Source organism: Rhodococcus sp. ARC_M5, from assembly GCF_022810405.1.
Taxonomy (GTDB): Bacteria; Actinomycetota; Actinomycetes; order Mycobacteriales; family Mycobacteriaceae; genus Rhodococcoides; species Rhodococcoides navarretei.
This window is the reverse complement of the sequence record NZ_JALGQE010000029.1, coordinates 1-24140: the sequence shown is the minus strand read 5'-3', so window position 1 is coordinate 24140 and position 24140 is coordinate 1. Positions and strand designations below refer to the sequence as shown.

At 64.8% G+C, this 24140-nt stretch carries 26 protein-coding genes; 13 read left to right on the top strand and 13 right to left on the bottom strand.

Annotated features, from left to right (window positions below):
* Window positions 1-2 precede the first annotated feature (2 nt).
* Window positions 3-857, bottom strand: a complete 855-nt coding sequence (locus MTX34_RS24810; RefSeq protein ID WP_243611131.1) for a sulfurtransferase — start codon at window positions 855-857, stop codon at window positions 3-5.
* A 65-nt stretch (window positions 858-922) separates the two neighbouring features.
* Here MTX34_RS24810 and MTX34_RS24805 point away from each other — a divergent pair, with 65 nt between their 5' ends.
* Window positions 923-2068, top strand: a complete 1146-nt coding sequence (locus MTX34_RS24805; protein ID WP_308198566.1) for an NADH:flavin oxidoreductase — start codon at window positions 923-925, stop codon at window positions 2066-2068.
* Between the two features lie 33 nt (window positions 2069-2101).
* Here the strand turns inward: MTX34_RS24805 and MTX34_RS24800 are convergent, their stop codons facing one another.
* Entirely contained in the window at window positions 2102-4369 is a 2268-nt protein-coding gene (locus MTX34_RS24800; protein ID WP_243611130.1) for an HNH endonuclease signature motif containing protein, read from the bottom strand.
* A 143-nt stretch (window positions 4370-4512) separates the two neighbouring features.
* Between MTX34_RS24800 and MTX34_RS24795 the strand changes: the two genes are divergently transcribed.
* Window positions 4513-4785, top strand: a complete 273-nt coding sequence (locus MTX34_RS24795) for a hypothetical protein (protein WP_243596963.1) — start codon at window positions 4513-4515, stop codon at window positions 4783-4785.
* Here MTX34_RS24795 and MTX34_RS24790 read toward each other — a convergent pair.
* Window positions 4782-5558 (bottom strand): IclR family transcriptional regulator, encoded by a 777-nt coding sequence (locus MTX34_RS24790; protein WP_243611129.1) that lies wholly within the window; start codon window positions 5556-5558, stop codon window positions 4782-4784. The genes MTX34_RS24795 and MTX34_RS24790 overlap by 4 nt on opposite strands.
* A 143-nt stretch (window positions 5559-5701) precedes the next feature.
* On the opposite strand from MTX34_RS24790, the gene MTX34_RS24785 reads away from it, so the two are divergent.
* On the top strand, window positions 5702-6463 hold the full coding sequence (locus MTX34_RS24785; RefSeq protein WP_243596965.1) for a CoA transferase subunit A: 762 nt from the start codon (window positions 5702-5704) through the stop codon (window positions 6461-6463).
* On the top strand, window positions 6460-7101 hold the full coding sequence (locus tag MTX34_RS24780) for a 3-oxoacid CoA-transferase subunit B (RefSeq protein WP_243596966.1): 642 nt from the start codon (window positions 6460-6462) through the stop codon (window positions 7099-7101). The genes MTX34_RS24785 and MTX34_RS24780 overlap by 4 nt, the downstream gene beginning before the upstream one ends.
* Before the next feature lie 53 nt (window positions 7102-7154).
* Here the strand turns inward: MTX34_RS24780 and MTX34_RS24775 are convergent, their stop codons facing one another.
* Window positions 7155-8003 carry an aldo/keto reductase gene (locus MTX34_RS24775; RefSeq protein WP_243611128.1) on the bottom strand — a complete coding sequence of 283 codons (849 nt, stop codon included), beginning with the start codon at window positions 8001-8003 and terminating at the stop codon, window positions 7155-7157.
* 54 nt (window positions 8004-8057) lie between these two features.
* On the opposite strand from MTX34_RS24775, the gene MTX34_RS24770 reads away from it, so the two are divergent.
* The 5 genes from MTX34_RS24770 to MTX34_RS24750 all read left to right on the top strand — a co-directional run bounded on the left by MTX34_RS24770 (window position 8058) and on the right by MTX34_RS24750 (window position 12962).
* A complete protein-coding gene (locus MTX34_RS24770; RefSeq protein ID WP_243611127.1) occupies window positions 8058-9731 on the top strand; it encodes a phospholipase D-like domain-containing protein in 1674 nt (557 codons plus the stop codon).
* Window positions 9732-9862: 131 nt separating this feature from the next.
* Window positions 9863-10756 (top strand): PfkB family carbohydrate kinase, encoded by an 894-nt coding sequence (locus MTX34_RS24765; RefSeq protein ID WP_243596969.1) that lies wholly within the window; start codon window positions 9863-9865, stop codon window positions 10754-10756.
* Complete coding sequence (surE, locus tag MTX34_RS24760; RefSeq protein ID WP_243611126.1) at window positions 10753-11502, top strand: 5'/3'-nucleotidase SurE; 750 nt, start codon at window positions 10753-10755, stop codon at window positions 11500-11502. The genes MTX34_RS24765 and surE overlap by 4 nt, the downstream gene beginning before the upstream one ends.
* 94 nt (window positions 11503-11596) lie before the next feature.
* The gene (locus MTX34_RS24755) at window positions 11597-12670 is read left to right on the top strand and encodes a M4 family metallopeptidase (protein ID WP_243611125.1); all 1074 of its coding nucleotides are present in this window, start codon (window positions 11597-11599) and stop codon (window positions 12668-12670) included.
* Between the two features lie 10 nt (window positions 12671-12680).
* Window positions 12681-12962, top strand: coding sequence for a protealysin inhibitor emfourin (locus tag MTX34_RS24750; protein ID WP_243596972.1), 282 nt, complete (start codon window positions 12681-12683; stop codon window positions 12960-12962).
* Window positions 12963-12993: 31 nt separating this feature from the next.
* On the opposite strand, the gene MTX34_RS24745 is transcribed toward MTX34_RS24750, so the two are convergent.
* The 3 genes from MTX34_RS24745 to MTX34_RS24735 are packed head-to-tail and all read right to left on the bottom strand — an operon-like array spanning window position 12994 to window position 16074.
* A complete protein-coding gene (locus tag MTX34_RS24745; protein ID WP_243611124.1) occupies window positions 12994-13653 on the bottom strand; it encodes an NADPH-dependent F420 reductase in 660 nt (219 codons plus the stop codon).
* Window positions 13654-13690: 37 nt separating this feature from the next.
* Entirely contained in the window at window positions 13691-15181 is a 1491-nt protein-coding gene (locus MTX34_RS24740) for an NAD(P)/FAD-dependent oxidoreductase (protein WP_243611123.1), read from the bottom strand.
* Window positions 15182-15207: 26 nt separating this feature from the next.
* Entirely contained in the window at window positions 15208-16074 is an 867-nt protein-coding gene (locus tag MTX34_RS24735; protein ID WP_243611122.1) for an SDR family oxidoreductase, read from the bottom strand.
* Window positions 16075-16147: 73 nt separating this feature from the next.
* Here MTX34_RS24735 and MTX34_RS24730 point away from each other — a divergent pair, with 73 nt between their 5' ends.
* A complete protein-coding gene (locus tag MTX34_RS24730; protein WP_243596976.1) occupies window positions 16148-16792 on the top strand; it encodes a TetR/AcrR family transcriptional regulator in 645 nt (214 codons plus the stop codon).
* Window positions 16793-16801: 9 nt separating this feature from the next.
* Here the strand turns inward: MTX34_RS24730 and MTX34_RS24725 are convergent, their stop codons facing one another.
* Entirely contained in the window at window positions 16802-17803 is a 1002-nt protein-coding gene (locus MTX34_RS24725) for a DMT family transporter (protein ID WP_243611121.1), read from the bottom strand.
* A 39-nt stretch (window positions 17804-17842) separates the two neighbouring features.
* Between MTX34_RS24725 and MTX34_RS24720 the strand changes: the two genes are divergently transcribed.
* Together MTX34_RS24720 and MTX34_RS24715 are read left to right on the top strand one after the other, a co-directional pair.
* Complete coding sequence (locus MTX34_RS24720) at window positions 17843-18376, top strand: CGNR zinc finger domain-containing protein (protein ID WP_243596978.1); 534 nt, start codon at window positions 17843-17845, stop codon at window positions 18374-18376.
* A 69-nt stretch (window positions 18377-18445) separates the two neighbouring features.
* The gene (locus tag MTX34_RS24715) at window positions 18446-18757 is read left to right on the top strand and encodes a hypothetical protein (RefSeq protein ID WP_243596979.1); all 312 of its coding nucleotides are present in this window, start codon (window positions 18446-18448) and stop codon (window positions 18755-18757) included.
* A gap of 36 nt (window positions 18758-18793) precedes the next feature.
* Here the strand turns inward: MTX34_RS24715 and MTX34_RS24710 are convergent, their stop codons facing one another.
* The 5 genes from MTX34_RS24710 to MTX34_RS24690 form a co-directional block, all read right to left on the bottom strand.
* A complete protein-coding gene (locus MTX34_RS24710) occupies window positions 18794-19891 on the bottom strand; it encodes a PQQ-binding-like beta-propeller repeat protein (RefSeq protein ID WP_243611120.1) in 1098 nt (365 codons plus the stop codon).
* Entirely contained in the window at window positions 19888-21225 is a 1338-nt protein-coding gene (locus MTX34_RS24705; protein ID WP_243611119.1) for a hypothetical protein, read from the bottom strand. Before MTX34_RS24705 ends, MTX34_RS24710 begins: the two co-directional genes overlap by 4 nt.
* A 51-nt stretch (window positions 21226-21276) precedes the next feature.
* A complete protein-coding gene (locus MTX34_RS24700) occupies window positions 21277-22503 on the bottom strand; it encodes an AGE family epimerase/isomerase (protein WP_243611118.1) in 1227 nt (408 codons plus the stop codon).
* A 39-nt stretch (window positions 22504-22542) separates the two neighbouring features.
* Entirely contained in the window at window positions 22543-23100 is a 558-nt protein-coding gene (locus MTX34_RS24695; protein WP_243611117.1) for a dihydrofolate reductase family protein, read from the bottom strand.
* A 71-nt stretch (window positions 23101-23171) separates the two neighbouring features.
* Window positions 23172-23582: a RidA family protein gene (locus tag MTX34_RS24690; protein WP_243611116.1), complete on the bottom strand. Its 411-nt coding sequence runs from the start codon at window positions 23580-23582 to the stop codon at window positions 23172-23174.
* Between the two features lie 81 nt (window positions 23583-23663).
* Here MTX34_RS24690 and MTX34_RS24685 point away from each other — a divergent pair, with 81 nt between their 5' ends.
* Entirely contained in the window at window positions 23664-24020 is a 357-nt protein-coding gene (locus MTX34_RS24685) for a helix-turn-helix domain-containing protein (RefSeq protein WP_243611115.1), read from the top strand.
* Window positions 24021-24140: the final 120 nt, after the last annotated feature.

The following is a 24140-nucleotide window of genomic DNA, read 5'->3' as shown; positions in this document are numbered from 1 at the left end:
CTCTATGCCCGGGGACGCGTCGGATCGGTGATCCATCCCGACCACGAACCCGGATACAGCGCAGCATCGATGCCCGCCAACTCGAGCGCGAGAATCTGATGAGCGGCCGTCACCCCGGATCCGCAGTAGACGGCGACGTCCTTTCCCTCCGGCACAAGTCCACCGAATGTGCCATTGAGTACCTCGGGTGCCAGGAACCGCCCGTCCTCGTCGACGTTCTCGGTCGTCGGTCGGTTGACTGCACCCGGGATGTGACCGGCCACGGGATCCACCGGCTCTACTTCCCCGCGAAATCGTTCGGCTGCCCGGGCGTCGAGCAGGATGTTGTTCTGCGCGAACTCGAGCACGTCGTCGACATCGAGAACCCGTGCGAGCGACGGCTTGGCGGTGAACGATCCGGCCGCGACGATCGACGGTTCAGTACCGGTTGAGAATCCGGCCGCGACCCACTCGGCGAGGCCACCGTCGAGCACGCGCACGTCCGCATGGCCGTAGTAGCGCAGCAACCACCACGCCCGCGCCGCGGCTGTCGCCGGGCCCGCGTCGTAGACCACCACGGACGAGTCGTCGTTCACCCCTGCGCCGCGCATCGCTGCGACGAAGGTCTCCTCGTCGGGCAGCGGATGCCGGCCACGATCATCTGGGTCGTTCCCGCTGGCTCCACTCCCGCCATCCGCCGGTGCCGCCAATTCCGTGCCGAGGTCGACGAATTGCGCAGTCGGGATGTGCCCCGCCTCGTAACCTGCTCTGTCGCTACCGTTCTGGAGGGTCCACCGTATGTCCAGGACCACTGGGCCACGTCCCATCTCGAAGAGGTCGTGCAATTCGGCGGCAGAGATCAGCGGAGAAGGGCTCATAAGGCTCCGACGCTAACAGCCCTGTGCCGGGAATAGCCCGGTGTTCGGGCAGGTTGTGCGCAGGCGTGACCGAAACTGCATCCACAACAGAGCATCTGTCCACCGCCGGGCTCTTCGAGCCGTTCGAGGTCAAGTCGCTGAAGCTGCGCAATCGCTTCGCCATGGCCCCGATGACGCGTGCCTTCTCACCCGACGGCATACCCGGCCCGGACGTGGCCGAGTACTACCGCAAACGTGCGGCAGGTGGCACGGGCCTCATCATCACCGAGGGCACCTACATCCCCGATCCCGCTGCGGGCCCCCACACCCGCGTCCCGAGGATCTACGGTGACGCCAGCCTCGAAGGCTGGAAAGGTGTCGTCGACGCCGTGCACGCCGAGGGCAGCGCGATCATCCCGCAGCTGTGGCACCTCGGCGTCGAGCGCGGCACCGAGCCTCGCCTCTTTCCGGACGTCACCACGGTCAGCCCGTCCGGTATCGCACTCGACGGCTCTTCGGTGGGTCGGGCATTCACCGACGCAGACCTCGATGAACTCACCTCGCAGTGGGTGCAGGCGGCGGTCAACGCGAAGAACACCGGCTCCGACGGCCTCGAACTGCATGGCGCACACGGGTATCTGCTCGACGAATTCCTCTGGGCCACCACCAATGTGCGCGAGGACGAGTTCGGCGGCTCTCTCGAAGCTCGGACTCGCTTCCCCGCGCAGGTCGTTGCCGCGATTCGTACGGCCGTCGGCGAGGACTTCGCCATCGTGTACCGATTCTCCCAGTGGAAGAGCAATCACTTCGACGCTCGAATCGCACAGAACCCCGAAGAGCTCGGACGCGTCCTGACGCCGCTGGTCGACGCCGGAGTGGATGTGTTGCACGCCTCGACCCGACGCCACTGGGATCCGGCGTTCCCCGAGCTGGACGGCAACGACGGAAAGCTCGGCTTGGCCGGGTGGACCCGCAAGCTCACCGGAGTTCCGACGATCACCGTCGGATCTGTCGGCCTCGATTCGGTGTTCACGTCGGCATGGTCGGCGGACGCCGCATCCGGCGTCACCGGGCTCGATGCACTGGTCGGTCAGTTCGAGGACAACGAATTCGATCTGGTGGCCGTCGGACGTGCACTGCTGTCCGACCCGGATTGGGTGAACAAGGTAGGCGACGGCCGCGTGGACGAGCGCATCGAATTCACGCGCGATCACATTCAGCACTTGGTCTGACGTAGCGAGCACGGGGATTCACGGCAGCATCGCCTAGAACGGCGGTGCTGCCGTGCCGTCTGTCTCGGGTTGTTGGTTGTCGGGTGGGTTCGGTGGGTCTGGGTAGGCGATGATGCCGGATCGTCTCGGTTTGGTGGGGATGTGTGGTCTCAGGTCGTTGCCGAGGATGGGCACGGCTGTGCCGTTGGCGGGCAGGGTGATTCGGGTGGTCTTCGAGACGGAGGTCCACAGTATCGCCCCGCCGGGGAGCATGACTGCTGTCCAGTAGCCGGCGGTTTTGACGGAGTGGTGGAACTCGCACAGGCATTGCAGGTTGTTGACGGTGGTCCAGCCGCCGCCGAGTGGGTTGGTGTGGTCGAAGGGATTGATGTGGTCGAGTTGGCAGCGTGCGGCGGGGCGGTGACAGCCAGGGAAGCGGCAGTGTCGGTCGCGGAGCCGGACTGCCGCGGTCGTCAGGGCGTCGGGCCGGTAGATCAAGGCGCGGTCGGTCAGCGGGTCGCGGGGTACTGGTTTTCCGAGGGTGGGGTCGGCGGCGATCGCGGCTTCCAGGGCTGCGGCGAGGGAGGCATTGCCGAGATAGATACCTGAAGGTGTGCGGCCTGCAGTATGGATCGTCCGGTTGTTGCGCCGGATTGCGGAGGGCAGGGCGAGGGCAGAGCTGTGCCGTGTGCCGCGGCCGACGGGGGTGTGGGTGCAGAACAAAGCTGCGGCGGAGGTCAGTGATCCCAGCCGACGCGGGTCTGGGTTGTCGGCAGCGGCAGCCGCGCCTGTTTCTGGTGCTGGGCCTTCGGCTGACGCCGAAGCGGATGGTGCTGCTCCGAATGGTGTTGTGGACGAGCGTGATTCCGAACAGCTCGACGCCATACCAGGTGCCGGCGATGCCTGTTGCCCAGGTGATCGTGAAGCTGACGCGGGTTCGGGCCGTGCAGCTGCCTCAGGGCCGGTGGTCGACGTTGACTCCGCCAGCGGGTCGGTCGCTGGTGCCGTAGCGGGTGTTGCTGGGTGCTTCCGGACAGAATCGGCGGCACCTGGGCGGGGAGTTGCCGACGGGTCGGCCCCGGCATCGCCAGTCTCGTCGACCTCATCTGACGGTGCTTCCGGTGCAGCTGGTGCCGGTGTCGAGGTGTTGCCCGATGCAGGTGCAGGTGAACTGGCCGAGGTCGGTTCGGTCGAGGAATCTGTCTCCTCCCCCGAATCCGTAGCCGACCCCATTCCCTCAGCAGCATCAGCAGCCGAATCCACGTCTGCGTCTGTGTCGGCTTTGGCGTTGGCGTTGGCGCCTGCGTTGACGCCTGCATCCGTGTCGGCTTCCGTTGATGTTCCCGTCTCGGGTCCGGTTGCAGCCCTTGCCCTCTCGCGGTCCGAGCGTCGTCCCCATTCCCCAGTGTCCGGGTTCTGCACAGCCAGGCCCAACTTCTCGGCGAGGGTGACTGCTTCGGTGAGCAGGATCTGCCACTGACTATTACGGGCCAGCTCTCGGGCGAGATCCGGATCGATCGAACCATGACCGGCCAGATACGCGGGGTCGGCGAGCAGTCCGATGAGGGTGGCGATGTCGACGGTGATCATCGTCAACGGAACCCGCCGATTCGGCAATGCCGCATCCTTTTTCGGGCAGTCATCACGTTGACACAGGCATGCCAACCGGGATTCACCGTGCATCCGGGCCATGAACGCATCACACAAGCGATCTTGCTTACCGCGGGGATCTTTCGGACACAGGGTGTCGGCCATCTCCTCGAGCAGTTGCCAGGCCGCCGCCGCCTCGGGTGCGGTCAATTCCGCTCGAATCCGCGCCAACTCACCGGCCGGGCTGTAGGAAACATGGCGGAATCGTTTCGCGAACTCTCGTAGTGCTGCCGCTTCCTCCGGCGCGACCCGCAGCAGTATGTCCCAGATCTCCTTCTCCAACGGACCGGGCGAATTACGTTGCGCTGCTTCGACGATCTCGTCCTCGACCGACCTGACGATCTCGTCGGGGAGGTTGTCGAGGATCCGGCACACCGTCCGCACTCGCGGGAGGTCGATCTCCCCGGACTCGAATGCGTCCTTGACCAGGGGAAGCCGGGTATGTAAGGCAACGCCGACGGACACATACGATTCGGCGACGGTGGCGGAGCAACCCAACGCGGTTGCCATTTCGGTGCGTCCGTATCGGCTGTAGTGCTTGTACTTGGTGTCGTGGGTGATCCAGCTCCGATGGACGTCGTAGCAGGCGGAGATCTTGCGGAACGCGTGACGATTCTCTGCGCGTGCGGCAGCGGTCAACGCCTCCAACGACACAGTCGGTACTGCACCCATCCTTTTCACCCCCCGGTGAGCCGAGACAAGAACGCCTGTTCGAACTGAAAGAACAGTAACCCGAGCCACCGACAGAAACGGAGAATGCAGATTCGAGGTAGCTGACCTGCCACTATCCACTGAATCGTTCTACACTCCACTTCATGACCGAGCCCGATTCCACAGCGGCCGAGCTGGCTGCGTTGCGCGCCCAGGCAAACGAAGGCAATCAGGATGCACTCGACCAGTTGGTCGAACTCGCAGGCTCTCGAAACGACCTCGACGAACTGCGCTCCCTCGCCGACGCGGGCAGTACCGATGCCGTCGACATCCTGGTCGAACTGGCCGGCGAACGCGGCGATCGAGTGGAGCTGCAGAGGTTGGCCACCGCAGGCAGCCAGGACGCCGCGGACATCCTGGCGGAGCTCGACAGCTAAGCGGGACGCTCTCCCAGTTGCACGGTGAGTCGATGTGCCGCGTCGAGCAGCAGCTTGCCCAACTCCCGGCGTCGATCGTCGCGGAATCGCGTCTCGACTCCGGTCAGGCTCAGTGCCCACGCCGGCTTGTCGGCGCGATTGAACACGGCGGCACCGAGTCCCCAACTGCCCTCCACGAGCAGCGCCGGATTGACGGCGAATCCTGTGGTGCGGGTATGCGCTATCCGCCTGCGAATCTCGACGGCGGCGTGACTCTCTCCCCACTCCGGCACCAGGTTCACGCCATCGAGATACTCGTCGACCTCCCGATCCGGTAGGTGCGCAAGAATGGCCAACCCTGCAGACGCCACTCCGAGCGGCAACCGAATTCCCTCGTAAAGAACGTGCGAGCGCAATGGGAAACTTCCCTCCACTCGAAGCAAGCACACCGTCTCCGCCCCACGCCGGGCCGACAGAAACGCACTCTCGCCGCTCTCGGTGGCCAACGCCTGCACTATCTTTCGTGCTTGGTCGGTGATGTCGTACCGCAGTGCCGCCATCGATCCCAGCAGATAGATCTCCGGGCCCAGCGACCAACGACCGGTACCGGCGTCACGATCCACGAATCCCTGTTCCGCAAGCGTGGACAACAAGCGATGTGCGGTGGGTCGAGCAATACCGGCCGCCTTCGCAAGGGCAGTGGTCGAGGCCCCCGACGGCTCCTCGCTTCCCGCTGCGCGCAGCAACGAGCAGATCTTGCCGATCACACTTGCGTTGGCATCCAGTGACGTCACCCGGCCATTCTACGTCCACTCACTGGACGCCAAATCCCCATCCGTTCATCGAACGAGCAATAGACAGCATTTGCTTCACCGAAATGCACAGCTCAGGTTCACTGAGTACAACGTTTGCTCACCGAACACATCAGGAGCTGCAAGTGACTGGAAAGACCTATGCGTCCGCCGCCGAGGCGGTCGCGGACATCGGCCGAGGAGCGACCATCGCGGTCGGCGGATTCGGGCTGTGCGGCATCCCCGACGCCCTCATCGACGCCATCGCCAACACCGACGCCGACGAGCTCGAAGTGTTCTCCAACAACTGCGGCGTCGACGGCTATGGCCTCGGAATTCTGTTGGCCGCCGGACGCATTCGCCGAGTCACCGCTTCCTATGTCGGAGAGAACAAGGAGTTCGCCCGGCAGTATCTCGCCGGCGAACTCGAGGTCGAGCTGACCCCGCAGGGCACACTCGCCGAACGACTGCGCGCCGGCGGCAACGGGGTTCCCGCATTCTTCACACCCGCCGGGGTCGGCAGCCCCATCGCCGACGGCGGAATGCCGTGGCGCTACGACCCCGACGGCTCCGTATCGATCGCGTCACCGCCCAAGGAGACCCGGGTGTTCGGCGACAAGCGCTACGTTCTCGAAGAGTCGATCAACGCCGACTTCGCACTGGTGCACGCCGAAACTGGCGACACAGCAGGCAATCTCGTCTTCGACAAGACCGCGATGAACTTCAACCCCCTCGCCGCAATGGCAGGCAAGATCACCATCGCGCAGGTCGAAAACCTCGTCGAGCCAGGCGAGCTGGACCCAGCCCACGTACATCTTCCCGGAGTGTTCGTCCAACGCATCGTCCACACCGGCCCCCAGGACAAGCGCATCGAAAAGCGCACCGTCACCTCAGGAGATCGAGCATGAGCACAGGATGGACGCGCGACCAGATGGCCGAACGCGCCGCAGCGGAGATGATCGACGGCGAATACGTCAACCTCGGCATCGGACTGCCGACACTGATCCCGGGATACCTCACCGACGCCGTCAAGGTCACCCTGCACTCGGAGAACGGCATCCTCGGCACGGGGCCCTACCCCACCGAGGACGAGGTCGACGCCAACCTCATCAACGCAGGTAAAGAGACTGTCACCGTCAATCCCGGTGCCGCATACTTCGACTCGTCGCTGAGCTTCGGCATGATCCGCGGCGGACACATCGACACCGCGGTGCTCGGCGGCATGCAGGTCTCGCGCACCGGCGACCTCGCCAACTGGATGGTGCCCGGCAAGATGGTCAAAGGCATGGGCGGCGCGATGGACCTCGTCCACGGAGCCCGACGCGTCATCGTCGTCATGGAACACACCGACCGCGACGGCAATCCCAAGATTCTCGACGCCTGCACGCTCCCGCTCACCGGCCAAGGCGTCGTGAATCGCATCATCACCAACCTCGCCGTCATCGACGTGGTCGGCGACGGCACCCTCGCACTGGCCGAACTCGCACCCGGCGTGACCACCGAGCAGGTCACCGCGGCAACAGGATCCGAGCTCACGATCACGTGACACGATTGTGGGCTCGAACGTGATGAACACGTTCGAGCCCACAGGGTTTCGCGCTAGTCGGGAATCATGTCGAAGGTGTCCGGGTTCGGGCCGTTACGGCCCTGCTCACCCTTGTCCAGTGCCGTGATGGCATCGACATCGGCCGAGCTGAGCTCGAAGTCGAAGATCTCGAAGTTCGCCTTGACACGCTCCGGCGTCACCGATTTCGGGAAGATGATGTTGCCCCGCTGAATGTGCCAGCGAAGCACCACCTGCGCAACGGATTTGCCTGCTGCGTCGGCGATTCGCTGCAGTTCGGGATCGTCGAGAACGTTGCCCTGAGCGATCGGCGACCACGCCTCGGTGGGAATGGCGTGTTCGCGGCCGTAGGCCCACACGTCGTGGTTGACGAAGTACGGGTGTACCTCGATCTGGTTCACCGCAGGGACCGTATCGGTCTCCTCCGCGAGGCGATCGAGGTGCGTGGGCTGAAAGTTGGAGACACCGATGTTGCGGGCGCGGCCGTCGGCGGCGAACTCCTCCAACGTCTTCCACGTGGACACGAAGTCGCCGTCGTAGCGGGTGGGCAGCGGCCAGTGGATGAGGAAGAGATCGACGTAGTCGGTCCCGAGGTCGCTGAGAGTCTTGTCGAACGCCGAGCGCGCGTCGTCGGGCCGGTGGAAACCGTTGTTGAGCTTGCTGGTGACGAACACCGATTCGCGGTCGATGCCGGAGTTGCGGATGCCCTCACCGACCTGCTTCTCGTTGCCGTACATCTCCGCGGTGTCGATGTGTCGGTAGCCGATTTCGAGCGCCGTCTCGACGGCCTTCGCGGTCTCGTCAGCGTCGATTTGGAAGACGCCGAAACCGAGCTGGGGAATCTGCTTGCCGTTTCTGAGCGTGACGTTGGGTACCTGAGTCATATCGCCGGGGTGCCCGCCCACTCGCGCCTTCAAACCGGGTGAAATGATGCGTGCGTGATAGTGCAGCGCATCCGGCGCGTCGTCGATGGAGTTGCCGAGAAATTCGGCCGGTCCACCTCCGCTCTGATTGCTCCCGAGCGCCATTTCGACCCGGCGCACCCGTGGTTCCTCACCGCACCCGAGCGGGGAAACGAAGACACCCGAATTTCGGCGTGGACGGAGGGCAACCGCGTCGAGAATCTGGTGCACGGCAAAACCTACTTCGCTGCACTTGCACGAGCCCTGGAGCAGACCGAGCGTGACGATCTGGTGCTCTTCACCGACTGGCGCGGGGACCCGGAGCAACTGCTCACCGACGACGGAGTGACCGTCGAGGATGCCCTTACCTCCGTCGCGCACCGCGGCGGCGTCGTCAAGGGCATGGTGTGGCGCTCCCACATGGAGACCCTCGGTTTCACCGGCCCGAAGAATCGCAAGCTCGCGCTGCGGCTGGAGGAGGCGGGCGGCGAGGTCGTTCTCGACCAACGCGTGCTGGTCACCGGAAGCCACCACCAGAAGTTCGTCGTCGTGCGGTACGGCAGGAAAGATCTGCCCGACGTCGCGTTCGTCGGTGGCATCGACCTGGCCCGTGCTCGACGCGACGACGCCGATCACTTCGGTGATCCGGTCTCACGTCCTTTCCCGCCCGAGTACGGCGAGATTCCAGCCTGGCACGACGTGCAGGTGCAGATCGAAGGCCCGGCGGTGCGAGACGTGGAGGACGTCTTCCGCGAACGCTGGGAAGATCCCGCTGCTCTCTCGCGCCTTCCGTGGCACGCCATCCCCGACTTCCTACGGGGAGTGACACGCGAACCGTCGGAACTCCCTCCTGCAGCTGCAGCCCCGGAGCCGCAGGGCACGTGCTCGGTGCAGTTGCTGCGCACCTATCCCCGCCGACGCCCCGCCTACCCGTTCGCCACGAAGGGCGAGCGCAGCGCTGCCCGCGCCTACGCCAAGGCCCTGAATCGCGCCACCGAGTTGATCTACATCGAGGATCAGTACCTGTGGTCGGTCGACGTCGCTCGGGTTTTCGCTTCGGCACTGAAGCGCAAGCCGAACCTGAAGCTGGTGGTGGTGGTTCCCAAGCACCTGGACGACGACAGCCCACTCACCATTCCCTCTGCGCTGCTGGGACACTCGGCTGCGCTCGAGGTAATTCGCGCGGCCGGCGGTGATCGCGTACTGGTACTCGACATCGAAAACGACCGTGGCGTACCGGTATACGTGCATGCCAAGGTCTGCATCATCGACGACGTGTGGACCGCAGTGGGATCGGACAACTTCAATCGCCGCTCCTGGACCCATGATTCGGAATTGACCGCAGCAATCATCGACGAAGCCCACGACACGCGGGAACCTCTCGACCCCGCAGGATTGGGCGACGGTGCCCGCACCCATGCACGCAACCTGCGCTTGGAGCTCATTCGCGAACACCTCGGCCGGGCCGACGGCGACGACGCAGACCTGGTGGATCCGCAACAATTCTTCGACGTGATCTCCGCCAGCGTGACCGCACTCGACAACTGGCACCGAAACCCGTCCTCCGGACCACGCCCCGTGGGACGACTTCGCCTACACGAGATCTCGGTGCCGCCCGTCTGGCAACAGCGACTCGCATCACTCGCCTACCGGCTCTTCGTCGACCCCGACGGCCGTCCCATCGGAATGCGCCTGCGTCGTCGTTTCTGAGGAAGACATCCTCGACCGGCACTGTCCCGCCCTATCCGTTTCGGACCTTACAAATCGGGCATTCGCACTCGGTGCCTCCCTCCTCTCGTACACCCAGCGCGCTCGTTTTCGCACCGTCTCCGCTTCTGACGGTGACCCTCGACGCCGCTCCGAACGGCAGTACCGAACTGCATGTGCACGCAGGCGGTCAGGGGCACTGGATCGCGCGGATGGCATCGGTGCTCGGTCTCGACGTCACGCTTGCCGGTGTGTTCGGCGGCGAGATCGGTGCCGTGTTGCGCGGCATCGTCGAGAGTGAGGGCATCTCCGTCGTCTCCGTCGATATCGGCCAGGAAAGTGGTTCCTACGTGCACGATCGCCGAAGCGGGGAGCGCGAGGTACTGGCCACGGTGGATCCGCCGCCGCTGGCCAGGCACGCGCTCGACGATCTGTTCGGCGCGGCACTCGCTACCGGTGCCCGCAGCGACGTCGCCATCCTCGGCGGTCCGCATGCCGACGACATCGTGCCCGCCGAGGTGTACGAGCGGCTGTGCGCAGACCTTCGCGCGCTGAACGTCCCGGTGGTCGCCGACCTGTCGGGCCCGACCATGCAGGCTGCTCTCGCCGGCGGCATCACCGTGCTCAAGGTCAGTCACGAGGATCTCATCGCCGACGGCGGAGCCGAGTCCGAAGATCCGAAGCACCTGATCGATTCGATGAGAAAGATGCACGACGACGGTGCCGAGGTGGTCGTGATTTCACGTGCGGGAGATCCCGCGCTGGCACTGGTGGACGGAGACGTGCTCGAAATCGTCACCCCGGCTCTGCAGATGGTCGACCACCACGGCGCAGGCGATTCCATGAGCGCCGGAATCGCCGCCGGCCTGGCCCAGGGAATGTCCATGCAGGAATCGCTACGCCTGGGTGGAGGCGCGGGCACCGCCAACGTGACCCGCCGCGGCCTCGGTAGCGGCCGAAAAGACCTGGTTCTCGGACTCACCGATTCGGTCGAAGTACGTCCGTTCGAGAAGGCAGGCAAGAAATGAGGGCCCTGATCACCAATGACGACGGCGTGCACAGCGCAGGCATCGCCTTGCTGGCACGAGTGGCCCTCGATGCCGGCCTCGACGTCGTGGTGGCCGCGCCCCACGAGGAGCGCAGTGGTGCCAGCGCGTCGTTGACGGGGATGGGCGTCGACGACCACCTCGGTATCGAGCTGACCGAGATCGAGGGACTCCCCGAGGTGACGGCTCATGCGGTGCAGGCCTCGCCCGCCCTCATCGCGTTCGTCGCCACGAGAGGGGCCTTCGGCGACGCACCGGACCTCGTACTCTCGGGTATCAATCACGGCCCCAATACCGGTGCCGCCGTACTGCATTCGGGAACGGTAGGAGCGGCGTTGACGGCCCTGACGCACGGAGTGCCCGCCATGGCGCTGTCGTCGATCGCCAGTCGGCCGTCGCACTGGGAGACCGCCGAACACGTCGCACACCTGGCCGCGACATGGATGATTGCCCACCTGACCGTCGATGCCGTGGTCAACGTCAACATTCCCGACGTTCCCCTCGCGGACTTCGCCGGGATCGTTCCGGCTTCGCTGGCTCGCTACGGCGCGGTGCAGGCCGAAATAGGAGATCGCGGAGAGGATTTCGTCACCGTCCGGTTCGACGAGATCCAGGCCGAGGACGACGATTCCGACGCCTCCTTGCTGGCCCGGAACTGGGCGACCGTCACCGCACTGCGTCCCCCGAGCGAGGTGGACAGCGTAGATCTGTCGACGCTGCGCGAGTGAACTCTGCGCCGCGGAACGAGAATTGTCGGTCCCCTCGGGCACACTGGGAACCACGTACCACCGCACATGCCACGGACCTAGGGGGTCACCGCGTATGACGTCACTTGCCAATTCCGGATCATTCCGCAGGCTCCAATTCCATGGTGTCGTTCCACCGTTTCTGCTCGAGCGGCTCCAAGGAGCTGGGGCCCGAGCGACTCTGCTGGCCGACCGCGAGATGCGGGCCGGACGAGAAGTCGTCCAGGCGCGCACCGCCATCGCTCCGCGCACCGGCGGCACCCTCGAACGCACCATCTCCGACGCGAAGTCCACTCGTGATCTACCCGGCCAGCAGGTACGAGCCGAAGGCGAGGATCCCACCGGAGATGCCGCCACCGACGAGGCGTACGACGGCCTCGGTGCCACCTATGCGTTCTTCGACGACGTCTACGGCTACTCGAGTCTCGACGGCAGCGGCCTGCCCCTCGACGCGACGGTGCACTACGGGCAGGACTACGACAACGCGTTCTGGGACGGCTCGCGCATGGTGTTCGGCGACGGTGACGGCGAGGTGTTCGCTCGCTTCACCGTCTCACTCGGCGTCATCGCGCACGAACTGGCCCACGGGTTCACGCAGTACACCACTCCGCTCGAGTACAAGGATCAGGCCGGCGCACTGAACGAGTCGATCTCCGACGTCTTCGGCGCACTCGTCGAGCAGTACACCGCGAAGCAGAACGCCGAGGACGCGTCGTGGCTCATCGGCGAAGGCCTGTTCCTGCCCGCAGTGCAGGGCAAGGCGTTGCGCTCGCTCCTCGAGCCCGGCACCGCCTACGACGACGACGTACTCGGCAAGGATCCGCAGCCCGCCAGCATGGCCGATTTCGTCGTCACCACCGAGGACGACGGCGGGGTGCACATCAATTCGGGTATCCCCAATCGCGCGTTCGCCGTTGCCGCCACCACGCTCGGTGGTCCTGCCTGGGATCGCGTCGGGCAGGTCTGGTTCGACACGATGACCATCGGCGGACTTTCCCCGACAGTCGATTTCGCCGGCTTCTCCGCCGCAACGATCGCGGCGGCGAACAAGCGATTCGGAGCCGGCTCCGACGTTTCCGAGGCCGTGGCCACGGGCTGGTCTACCGTGGGAGTGAAGACAACACGGAGACCGAGCGACGATCGGGTGTGATCGAGGGCAGATGAGCCTGCGCATCGAGGTACTGCGAACCGGCGGCGTCGCCGGGATGTCCAAGCGTGGAGTGGTCGAGACCGACGAGCCGGAATGGCAGTCGTTGGTCGAGGCCGCACAGCCGTACATCGCCGATCAGCAGGCCACCGACGCGGCCGAGTCCCACGCCCGCGACACCTTCGTCTGGAGCGTGTCGGTGGGCGGGCACTCGTGCCGAGTCGGGGATTCGAATCTGACCGGACCGCTTCGCGACCTCGCGGAGCGCACACTCCGCGAGGGTCGCGTCAGGTAGCTGCCGCGTCAGGTAGACCGAGAACCGAGGCTCAGGCCTTCCACTCCGCGCTGCGTTCTTCGGTGGCCTGCCCCAGCGCCTCGACGAGGGCGTCGACGCCGAAATCTTTGCCGTACGAGGGTGTTCCCGGCTGCTGTCGCCAGGACTCTTCGAGGGTGCCGGCGTCGACCGGATCGAAACCGAGCTCGTCGATCACCGAGAACACGAACTTCTTCGAATCTGCGTCGTTGCCTGCGATCGGAAGCGCGATGCGACCGTCGGTCCCGGCCGGCACACCCTTCTTCAGCAGGTGCTTCCAGTAGATTCCGTTGAACGCCTTGATCACCGGCTCACCGAGTTGTTGGGCCACCCAGACGCTTTCGGGTGTTCCGCCTTCGACCTCCTCGATCAGCCCGTCGCGCTGCTGCGGGTAGTAGTTGTTCGTCTCGATGATCGGCGCTCCGGCCTTGCGAGCACTGGTGATTCCTGGAGCGAGATCCGAAACGTTCTTCTGCGGGATACTCAGAATCACGAGGTCGGCATCCTCCGCGGCATCCGCGGCCCACACCGCGGTCGCTCCGGTTTCTGCCGCCAGGTCCGCGAGAGTCTCCGGATCACGCGAGTTGGAGAACCGAACCTCGTGACCGAGCGCCGTCAAACGACGCACGAGCGTCCCGCCGATGAATCCACTTCCGATGATGCCAATTTTCATGTCCGGAACAAACGATTCCCGACTCGATCTATTCCCGTCAGGATCCGACGGAGACCTTCGACCGGGGACGGCCGAACTTCATGGCCTTGTCCACGACCTTGCCGTAGCGCAGCACCGGCAGGTCCCGGAAGTAGTTCATCCGCAGCTTCCACGGAGTTTCGCTGCCCTGCCTCGGGAAGTTGTCCACGGCCCGCAGTACGTAGCCGGCGGCGAAATCCAGGAACGGTTCCTCGTCCACGGACGGATCCCGTTCGAGCTCGACGGTGCTGTACCCGTTCTCGTCCATGTGAGCGAGAAGTCGCATGACGTAGTTCGAGACCATGTCGGCTTTGAGCGTCCACGACGCGTTGGTGTATCCGACAACGAAGGCGAAGTTGGGGATTCCGGTGAGCATCATGCCCTTGTACGCCATGGTGCTGGGCAGATCCACGTCCTTACCGTCGACGCGGAAGGTCGCGCCGCCGAGTGCAGACAAGTTCAATCCCGTTGCAGTGACGACGATATCGGCGTCGAGGTGCTGGCCGGACTTCAACTGCAGACCGGTCTCGGTGAAGCTGTCGATGTGATCGGTGACGATCGAGACCTCGTCCTTGCGGATAGAGCGGAACAGGTCGTTGTCGGGCACCAGGCACAGGCGCTGGTCCCATGGGTTGTACGACGGGGTGAAGTGGGTGTCGAGGTCGTATCCCTTCGGCAGCCACCCCTCCTGCAGCTTCCGGATCCGCTTCTTCATGAACTCGGGGTACTTCTGGCTCAACGTGAAGATCAGCATCGCCATCGACACGTTCTTGAGCCGAGTCACGCTGTACGCCAGCTTCTTCGGCAGCCGCTTCCGTAGCGTCTGCGCGATCGGATCCTTGGACGGCAGCGACAGGATGTAGCTCGGCGAGCGCTGCAGCAGCGTGACATGCTCGGCGCCGCGAGCCAGGTTGGGGGCCAACGTGATTGCCGTTGCGCCGCTACCGATCACGACGATCTTCTTGCCGGAGTAGTCCAGATCCTCCGGCCAGTGCTGCGGGTGGATCACCTGACCACCGAAGTTCTCCTGGCCTGCGAACTCAGGGCTGAAACCCTTGTCGTAGTTGTAGTAGCCGCTGCAGGAGAACACGAACGACGCGGTGATCGTGACGGTCTGGTTCGTGTCGCTGCGGTGCGCCGTCACCGTCCAGAACTGCTGTTCGCTGGACCATTCGAGCGCGACGACCTTGTGATGGAACCGAATATGCTTGTCGACGCCTGCTTCTCGCGCGGTTTCGACGATGTAGTTGCGAATGTCGGTGCCGTCGGCGATGGATTTCTCACCCATCCAGGGCTTGAAGCTGTAGCCGAGGGTGTACATGTCGGAATCGGAGCGAATTCCGGGGTACCGGAACAGATCCCACGTACCGCCGATTGCCCCGCGGCTCTCCAGAATGGCGTAGGTCTTAGCGGGCAGGTCGTGCCCGAGGTGGCGCGCGGCCCCGATCCCGGACAGGCCGGCACCGATGATGAGGACATCGACGTCGGGGGTGGTCGATACGGCAGTCATATCAGCAACGATTCCTTCGGTGGGGGTCAGCTGGTCTTGTTGCGAGCGCTCTCGGACCTACCGAGGCGCGCTACTTCTTCGTCCATCTTGGGCAGGATCGTCGGCACGTGCTCGAGCATGCTGCGATCACCGACCCGCGAGGTGATGACGGCCTTGAACCACGACGCTGCACCCACCCACCGCGGTACGTAGACGCGACGCTTGCGCTTGGCCAGGCCGTCGACGAACGCGTCGACGCACTGCTCGACGGTCATCGTCTTGCCGAGCGGCCCGGGGAGCACCGCGAGCAGATCCTGGAATGCCGTGAGATCGGATTTGGCGTCCTGCACCATCGGCGTGTCGATCCACGCCATGTGGGCGGAGCCGACGTCGACGCCGCGGTAGTTGACCTCGAGGCGGAGGGCGTTCGCAAAGTGTTCTGCTGCAGCCTTACCGGCGTTGTACGCCGCCAGGCCCGGGCACGGGGTGAACGCCGCCAGCGAGGAGACGACGAGGATGTAGCCGTTGCGTTCGATGAGCGACGGCAAGGCCGCGCGGACGGTGTTGAACACGCCCATCACGTTGATGTCCATGACCCGTTGGAATGTGGCGGGATCGACCTGCATGATCGATCCGTAGCTGGCGATTCCGGCATTGGCGAGCACCAGATCGATGCCGCCGAACGCCTCGATTCCGCCGTCGACGGCGCGCTGCATGTCGTCGAGATTTCGTACGTCGGCGACGAACGCCTCGGCCTTCAGCTGGGTCGCGAGCTCAACAAGTGGGGCTTCGTCGACGTCGACGAGAATCAGCTGTGCACCTTTGCCTGCCAGGTCGCGCGCCGTTGCGGCACCGATTCCACGTGCTGCTCCGGTGATCAGAACGACCTTGTTGCGTAGCGTCGACGCCGCCATGTACTCCCCCTCGATCGGAATGCTTGTCTGCGAACACTTTGCATCTGATACCGAGCGGTGTCAAGATCTGTGTGTGACCACGCATCACAGTGAAGTCGGCCGCACCTACCGAGGTGCCGACCCGCAGCAGCGGCAGCAGGAACGTCGAATCCGCCTGCTCGACGCAGCCGTCGAGGTCTTCGGCACCACCGGCTACCGCACCGCAACGGTGGAGAAGGTGTGCAACGAGGCCGGGCTGACCAAGCGCTACTTCTACGAGTCCTTCACCAACAGCGAGGACTTGCTGATGGCCACCTATGCCCGCGCCACCGAGGCCATGCGCGAGAACATCCTGGCCGGAGCCGCCGCAGAAAAAGACTCCAGCGAACAAGTGCTCCGCGGAGCCCTCACCGGCTTCTTCACGTTCGTCGCCGAGCAGCCGAAATCGGCTCGCATTGCTTTCGTGGAAATCCTCGGCGTATCGCCTACCGTCGACGCGCTGTACCGCAAGACCACCACCTCGTTCTCCGCGACGGTGCTCCAGGTGGCCGACACCGTCGGGTCCAGCCGCGGTCTCGCCGGGCCCAACCGTCGAACATTGGCGATGGGACTGGTGGGCGCGGTCCTCACCATCGCTCAGCAGTGGCTGCTCTCCCCCGAGCCAGAGCCGCTGGAGTCGGTGATCGCCAGCGCCCACACCATCCTGGCGGCGGTGGTGTTCGGCCGCGTCGACGGCTGACCAGGCAGGTCAGGCCCTGCTCTGCAGCGGCTCCACCGGGGCGTCCGCCGTGGCCCGCTCGCCGGACTTGACGACGACCACGCCGAGCAGAACCAGTGCGCCACCGGCCAATTGGATCGGTGCCGGAGCCTGCCCGAGCAGCAACCACGCGAACACCAGTGCCGCAACAACTTCCATCAATCCCATGAAGGACGCCAACCGCGAGCCCAAGCGCCGACCCGCGGCGATCCCGAGGACGTAGGCCAGCGCGGCGGTCACCACTCCGAGCCCGATGATCGGAACCCACCACGGCACAACCGAATCGACGAAGGTGACGTCGGTGAGCGGGGCTGCGAACGGGACGATGCCGACGAGCCCGGCAACCAGCAGGATCAGCCCGCCCGCGAGCAACCCTCCGCCTGCGAGCACGATCGGGGGAAGTCCGTTGGTCTCGTCGGCAGAGAGCACCCAGTAGACGGCCGCACCGGCCATTGCGCCGAGTGCCCACAGCACGCCGACGGTATCGACGTCGGCACCGGAGATCAGGTCGAGCACGAGCAGCAGACCCATCGCCGCCAGGAGCGCACCCACCAGGGTCAGGCGGCCCGGGCGTTGGTGATGGCGGAACCACATCCACCCGATGACGGCTACCGGCGAGGTGAATTCGATGAGCAGCGCCACCCCCACTTCCATGCGGCCGACGGCGTTGAAGAAGGCGAGCTGGCAGCCCGCAACCGCGAACGCTCCGTACGCGGCGATCAGCTTCCAGTTCTTCGCCAGCAGGCTCCACCGACCGCGCAAAGCGAGTATCGACGGAATCAGCAGGACGGCCGCAGCCAGCAGGATGCGCGCGGTGACCGCGGCCCCGGCCGTCCAGCCGGCGTCGAGCAATCCCTTGGCGAGCGAGCCGGACAGCCCGAACGACGCCGCGGAGAGCAACGCGAAACCGAGTCCCGAGAGTCGACGCGACCGCGCGGCAGCATCGTGGGCAGTCGCGCGATTCACCTGCGCGTCATGAGTGTAAGCCGTCATGACACGTGACAGTAGGGAGTGACTTGGTAAGGTGTCAACATGCTTTTTGCTCATGACGCGGAATTGTCGTTGCTGTCCGCCGTGGCATTGGTCAATTCCGCCGAGGACCCGGACACGTTGACCTCACGAGAGCAACTCGCCGAGTTCTTCACGGAGCAGGGTTACTCGGGCCGCTTCGACGGCGACGACGCCGAGCTCGAGGCGGTGCGGGCACTACGGCCGACCCTGCGCACTCTGCTCACCAGCAGCCGCGACGACGCCGTGGTCGAGGTCAACCGACTGCTGGCCGAGTCCTCGGCCCTCCCTCGACTGGTTCGTCACGGAGACCTCGACTGGCATATTCACGCTGTGGCCGACGACAGTCCGCTCGCGACCCGCATCGTCGTCGAGACCGCGATGGCGATGATCGACGTCATCCGCGCGGACGAGCTCTCGCGCTTCGACGTCTGCGCCGATCCGGACTGCAACGGGCTGGTTCTCGACCTCTCCAGAAACCGCTCTCGCCGGTTCTGCAGCACGACCTGCGGTAATCGCGCGGCCGTCGCCGCGTACCGGGCGCGCAAGGCTCAATAGCACCGCGGGGGCTTAAGCGATCGACTTTCGGGTATCCGCCGTCCGAGCTGATCGAAAGGAATTGCCCCTATGGTCGAGAAAAGGCCTACCAAGACAAGCTGGGCCAGAGCAGTCGAGAACATGCTGGCCGTTCTACTGATCTTTGCCGGTATCGCCGCCGCGGGTGGTCTGATCGCCGCACTGGCAGGCGGTTTCGAGGGCTGGGCGATCGTCGCCGGCATCGCCGTCATCGTGCTGTTCGCAGGCGGATTTTTTGCCGTTCGAGACGGCGCTCGACGACGCGCCCTCGAAACGAACACCGTCGTCTACGCCCCCGACAACACCGACCAGCTGTTCGACGTCGATCCGAACACGGGTGAGCGAACCCCCCACCGGGAGTAGCCGTTCGGTGCCACGCCGTCTCGGCGTTTCACGGAGTCAGGTGGGTACCGATTCGAGCCGCACCATCGATTCGGTACTCAGAAAGAACACGCCCGACTGGGCCTCGACGATCGAACCCGACTCCGTGAAGCCGTCGACCCCTTCGGGGAGTGGCCACCGCCATCGCACGTCATCCGAATTCGTGGTGGCCACGAGCGCATTTTCCTCGAACGAATAGACGGTGTTGCCGGCGAACGTCTCGGACGAGTACGGATCCTGCAGCGCCCACACTTCGGTGCCGCTCCGGTCGACCACCGTTGCGTCGGCGGTCAATTCGAGTCCATCGACGGGCGTGCCGGTGCGCGGGTCGAAGAACGTCGCCTCACCGCCGAGGGTCACCACTCCGCGTCCGTCGTCGACGTGGATCAGCGGACCCGCGACGTCTTCCCATCCCGCGGAGGACGTGATCGGACGCGACCACATCTGATCGAGAGCATCCACAGAACCGCCGCGGAGTACCGATTCGCCGTCCTCCGGGTTGCCTTCGAGCAGGAAGACGGACCCTCCGTCGCTCTCGATTGCATACGGGAACCACGCTTCGGGGATCGTCGTTCTCCGTGCCTCCCCGTCGTCCACACCGATCCTCACGATCGACGGGATGTCGGAATAGGAGTCGAGACAGACGATCTCGTCACCGACGGCCTCGCTCGCACACTGATCGACACTGCCGGGTGATTTCTTCCAGCGGACATCGCCGTCCTCGGCATCGACGGCCACGAACTCGATCGCGTCCACCGAGTACGAACGCGGATTCGGTAGGCCGACGGCAGTGACGAGAACATCGCCGGCATCGATCGCGCCGGTGGCACCGGAGTCGAACATGAGATCTGCTGCAGGAGAACGAAATGCGGCGAACTCGCTTCCGTAGACGGATTCGGCGTCGATCTCCCACGTCGGGTCGAGGATCGGCCCGTTCGGTGCCTGCGTGGTCGTCGTCTCCTCCGAGAACGTCGGTGTCATCGCCTGGATGTCCGACGGCTGTTCGACGGGAACGTCCTGCATCGATACCACGACGACTGCGGCGACGACTGATACGGCGGCGACTGCCACCGCGACTCCGGCGCGGATTGCAGACTTTCTCTGCGGATCCGTCATGGCCACTGCGCAATCGGAGTCTGTGCCACGGCGTCGAGAACCTCGAAGGGCAACGGTTCCGGCAACACCAGCGGCGCGTACTGGGTGGGGTCGAGGTCGACCGTCGATCGCACCCACACGCGAACTCCGGTCGGTCGTGTCACGGTCACCGAGCGCGTGAGCTGCGTGGTGCCGTCCTCGGAAGTCATGCTGTTCACGATGTCCACGTCGGAGCTTTCGACCACCGAACCGTCGGGCAGCGTTCGGAACTCGACGACGGGGCCGTACGCGGACTCGGGATCGTACGGGTCCAACGCCATCGGAAGTGCCGCTCCTCCGGACACGGAGATCGACAGTGCAATATCGGTTCCGACGACCTCGAGATCGGTGCACACCCCGGAACCGTACGAACCGGGGACGAGGGACCCGATCGGTCGGCTCAGCGGCGGCGCACCCGGCAGCGACTCCCACGTGTTCGTCAACGCTGCGTTCGCCGCCTCGACGGACTCGGCCCGAATGTCGGCGACGGTGCCGCTCTCACCCGACATGACCTCGCCCGAAGAGACGTAGCAATCCTGTCGTGGAGCAGAGGCTCCGGCCGGAGCAGGAACCGTCAGTCGCAGATCCGGTAGCGCCGCGACGGTGGCCAATTCGGCTGACTGCAGCGGGAATTCGGCCGACGTGCCGGTGAGATTGGCGGTCACCTGCGTCCCGTCCGGGTGATAGGCGGTGGCAATGCGGAAGTATGTTCGCTTGCCACCCCACTCGTACCAGCTGTCGTTGGTGTCGACAACGGTGCCGTCGGGCTCGGTGGCCCGAGCGTCGAGAGCGCCCGCGACACAGGGCGGCACGCCGGTCTCGGAGGGTCGGACGTCGATACTCGCGTAGGCGGACCAGTCGGCCCGAGCCAGCTCTCCCCGTGCGCTGGTGCTGGGCTCGAAGCCGTCCGGTGCTGCACCGCCGAGGTCGTCGACCGGTTGGAAGGTCACGGATTGGGATGGCGCGGCCAACACGACGGCGACATCGGTCGGCAGCGCGGTCAGAACGGCGTCGGACATGGCACCCGCTTTGCCCGACGTGAGCCATGGATAAGCGGGATCGTCGTACGACGGGGTGCTTTCCACGATCGACGACGACATGACCAGCTCCCCCTCGTCGGAGGGAGGCGGCTCGACCTCCGGACAGCCCTGGATGTTCACCGGGTACTCGACCGGCTCGGACACGAGAGCCGAATCGCCCTCGGCAACGGCGGACTCCGGAGATCGAAGCAGGCCGGCCGCAACGACTCCGAGAGCTACGACCGTGACGATGACGGAGGTGTCGATGATCAGGTCGTGTCTTCTACCTTCGGGCACGAGGAAACAATACAGACCCATCGGAAGGTTTTGGTGCTGTCTGGCACACCGCTAACGCGGGGCGTCCCTCAGCACCGCCACGATGCTCGAGCCCGACGCATATCGACTGATCCACGTCGCTTGAACGGCGTGGTAGAGATCGGGCTTGCCGCTCCACACCGTGGCCGCTGGGACGTTGCCGGTATCGAGTTCGTGGTGCCAGGAGCCGTCGACGCGATCGATGTAGTACTCGGCTGCGATGTCCCACCACTGTCGATAATCGTTCTCGTACCGGTCTTTTCCGGTGTGCCGTGCCAGTGTCGCGGCAGCGGCGATCGCCTCGCACAGTACCCAGTGCAGACGGCCGGTGACGACCGGTTTCCCCGTCCAGTCGGTGGTGTAGACGAAGCCGGGGGTCGGCCCGGGTTGCCAGCCGTCGGTCGCAGCGCGGTGATAGAGGGATTCGGCCGCGTCGACGTAGTCCCGTCCGCCCGCACAGAGGCCGGCCTGCACCAGAAGTCGTGCCCACTCGAATCCGTGACCCACCGTCGCCCCGTACGGCTTGAACTGGTTGGCGGCATCGTCACGGTTGTACTCGAGTTGCGGGATCCACTCCGCGGTGAAGTGCTCCGGGATGCGCCACTCGTTGGCCGCTCCCCACCGACAAACGTTGTCGCAGATACGCAGCGCTCGTTCACGCCAGATGACGGGTGCGCCGGCATCGGCGGCAGCCAACAGCGCTTCGACCATGTGCATGTTGGCATTGATCCCGCGATAGTCGTCGAGTACCGACCAGTCCACCGTCCTTGTGTCCGAACACATTCCGTGCTGATCGTCCCAGAACCGATGCTCGACGGTATCGAGTGCCTCCCCCAGAAGATCCGCACCGCGTGGGTGTCCCGCGGCCGTGGCTGCAGCTCCCGCCAGCACCACGAACGCATGCGTGTACGCGTTCTTGACAGCATCGGGCGAGGTCGCGTCGGCGCTGGACTCGAACCAACCGCCGTTAGTGCTGTCTCGCAACGTCGTCAGAAGCCCGTCGAACACCCGATCGGCCTTTCTGCGGGACCCCGGCCGACCCAGCATCGATGCGAGAAAGTGCACATGCGCCATCCGAGCGGTGATGTAGGTGTGGGCCGGATGATCGAGGTCGGGGTGCCCGCGGTCGTCCAACCACACAGCGCCACCGGCCGGGTGGTCGAGTGATGTTCCGAAGTCGAGAAGCCTCGATGATTCGGCGTCGAGCCACAGCTGATGCGAGGGAAGGGTCCACCAATGGAGACGATGTCCGGAGCTCATGTGTTCATTGTGCGCTGCGCTCGATCCACCGGGCCGAAGTCAGCGAGAGACGCTGTAGCGCAGATAGACCCACCCGGAGGCCGCGAACACTCGGTGCTCATCCAGAACGAGGTCGAGGTGCTGCCCGACAGGAAAGTAGGGCTTGCCGCCACCCAGAATCGTCGGCAGGAGGATGACCTCGTACTGATCGATCTCGTCGACGAGCGACTCGGCCAGGGCGGCCCCTCCGACGGCCAACGTGCCCGCGGTTTCCCGCTTGAGACGCTGCACCTCCGCGACGGCATCGACACTGCGCACCAACCGGCAGCCGTCGGCCACCGAGTCGAGAGTGTCGGAGAAAATGATCCGCGGAGTGTCCACGTACAGCCGGGCGAACTCCGCCTCGATGTCCTCGCCGTCGGCGCGTGCCGCATCTGTCCAGAAGTCCTCCATCGCCTCGTACATTCGACGCCCGAACAGGAAGGCCGCAGTCTCCTCCGTCTGACGATTGAAGAATCGATGCGTCTCCGCGTCCGGCATGGCGTAATCGAGACTGCCCGCAGAGTCCTCGACGTAGCCGTCGAGAGAAACGATCATGTTGTAGGTCAGAATGGCCATGTCACTCCTGGGGTCCGGTGGGTTCGACAGTATGGACTTCGACGCCCTCCGCAATTCACCGGCCCGGCGGGTCAGTCCAGAATGGCCGTCGCCTCGACCTCGACAAGGACGTCGGGCTCGAAGAGATAGTCCACGCCGATCAGCGATGCCGGTGGCATCGGTGTCGGCAGCCCGATCTCGCCGGCGACGCGGGTGACGCCGTCCATGAACTCGCTGATCCGCTCCGGAGCCCAGTGCGTGACGTAGAAGGTCAACCGCAGTACGTCCTCGAATGTTGCTCCGGCACCGGTCAATCCCATCGCTGTGTTGCGCAGCGCCTGCGCGACCTGCCCGGCGAGGTCGTTTTCGGCGACCGTCGAGCCGTCCTCGTTCCGCGCGATCTGACCGCTGACATGGATGTGCCGAGATCCCTGCCCCACCGCCACGTGGTGATACGGGGTGGGTTGCATCATGCCGGCCGGGGTGAATCGGGTGACGCTCATGGAGTTCCCTTCGTCGTGACCAAAGCTAGGTATAACATTGATACTTGGTACACAAAGGACACTTCAAGGGAACCTGGTTTCATGACCGATACCGCCGATGGCAACGCCGAACTGACGATCAGTGCCCCGCACCGCGAACTGCTGGACCAAGTGCTGGACAAATGGTCGCTGCAGGTTCTCAACGAATTGTGTGAGCGACCCTGCCGATTCAACGACCTCCGCCGTGCAATTCCGGCGGTGACGCAGAAGTCCCTCACTGCAACGTTGAGGAAGCTCGAACGCAACGGCATCATCGAACGCATCGTTCTGAGCACTCGCCCAGTGGCGGTGGAGTATCGAATCACACAGCTGGGCAAAACCCTTCGGGGTCCCGTCGACGTGCTCCTGGCCTGGGCAGCCGCTCACATGCTCGAAATCGACAGCGCTCGAGATGGGTAAGTCCCGTGGGGTGGTGGACATTCGGTGAGGCGGCGTAGCCGCAGCTCGGGCGTGTCGTACCCGTGTTGTGGGTGGGCCATCGCGTAGTGATGAACGAGTTACCTCTCACAGTGACTCGAC

Excerpts from the sequence above, each read along its gene's own strand:
- MTX34_RS24745 (WP_243611124.1), bottom strand. The coding sequence starts at position 13,653 with ATGAAAATTGGCATCATCGGAAGTGGATTCATCGGCGGGACGCTCGTG.
- MTX34_RS24750 (WP_243596972.1), top strand. The coding sequence starts at position 12,681 with ATGAGCCTGCGCATCGAGGTACTGCGAACCGGCGGCGTCGCCGGGATG.
- MTX34_RS24810 (WP_243611131.1), bottom strand. The coding sequence starts at position 857 with ATGAGCCCTTCTCCGCTGATCTCTGCCGCCGAATTGCACGACCTCTTC.
- MTX34_RS24775 (WP_243611128.1), bottom strand. The coding sequence starts at position 8,003 with ATGACTCAGGTACCCAACGTCACGCTCAGAAACGGCAAGCAGATTCCC.
- MTX34_RS24690 (WP_243611116.1), bottom strand. The coding sequence starts at position 23,582 with ATGAGCGTCACCCGATTCACCCCGGCCGGCATGATGCAACCCACCCCG.
- MTX34_RS24735 (WP_243611122.1), bottom strand. The coding sequence starts at position 16,074 with ATGGCGGCGTCGACGCTACGCAACAAGGTCGTTCTGATCACCGGAGCA.
- MTX34_RS24795 (WP_243596963.1), top strand. The coding sequence starts at position 4,513 with ATGACCGAGCCCGATTCCACAGCGGCCGAGCTGGCTGCGTTGCGCGCC.
- MTX34_RS24800 (WP_243611130.1), bottom strand. The coding sequence starts at position 4,369 with ATGGGTGCAGTACCGACTGTGTCGTTGGAGGCGTTGACCGCTGCCGCA.
- MTX34_RS24715 (WP_243596979.1), top strand. The coding sequence starts at position 18,446 with ATGGTCGAGAAAAGGCCTACCAAGACAAGCTGGGCCAGAGCAGTCGAG.
- surE (WP_243611126.1), top strand. The coding sequence starts at position 10,753 with ATGAGGGCCCTGATCACCAATGACGACGGCGTGCACAGCGCAGGCATC.
- MTX34_RS24740 (WP_243611123.1), bottom strand. The coding sequence starts at position 15,181 with ATGACTGCCGTATCGACCACCCCCGACGTCGATGTCCTCATCATCGGT.
- MTX34_RS24720 (WP_243596978.1), top strand. The coding sequence starts at position 17,843 with ATGCTTTTTGCTCATGACGCGGAATTGTCGTTGCTGTCCGCCGTGGCA.
- MTX34_RS24685 (WP_243611115.1), top strand. The coding sequence starts at position 23,664 with ATGACCGATACCGCCGATGGCAACGCCGAACTGACGATCAGTGCCCCG.
- MTX34_RS24780 (WP_243596966.1), top strand. The coding sequence starts at position 6,460 with ATGAGCACAGGATGGACGCGCGACCAGATGGCCGAACGCGCCGCAGCG.
- MTX34_RS24755 (WP_243611125.1), top strand. The coding sequence starts at position 11,597 with ATGACGTCACTTGCCAATTCCGGATCATTCCGCAGGCTCCAATTCCAT.
- MTX34_RS24710 (WP_243611120.1), bottom strand. The coding sequence starts at position 19,891 with ATGACGGATCCGCAGAGAAAGTCTGCAATCCGCGCCGGAGTCGCGGTG.
- MTX34_RS24700 (WP_243611118.1), bottom strand. The coding sequence starts at position 22,503 with ATGAGCTCCGGACATCGTCTCCATTGGTGGACCCTTCCCTCGCATCAG.
- MTX34_RS24695 (WP_243611117.1), bottom strand. The coding sequence starts at position 23,100 with ATGGCCATTCTGACCTACAACATGATCGTTTCTCTCGACGGCTACGTC.
- MTX34_RS24725 (WP_243611121.1), bottom strand. The coding sequence starts at position 17,803 with ATGACGGCTTACACTCATGACGCGCAGGTGAATCGCGCGACTGCCCAC.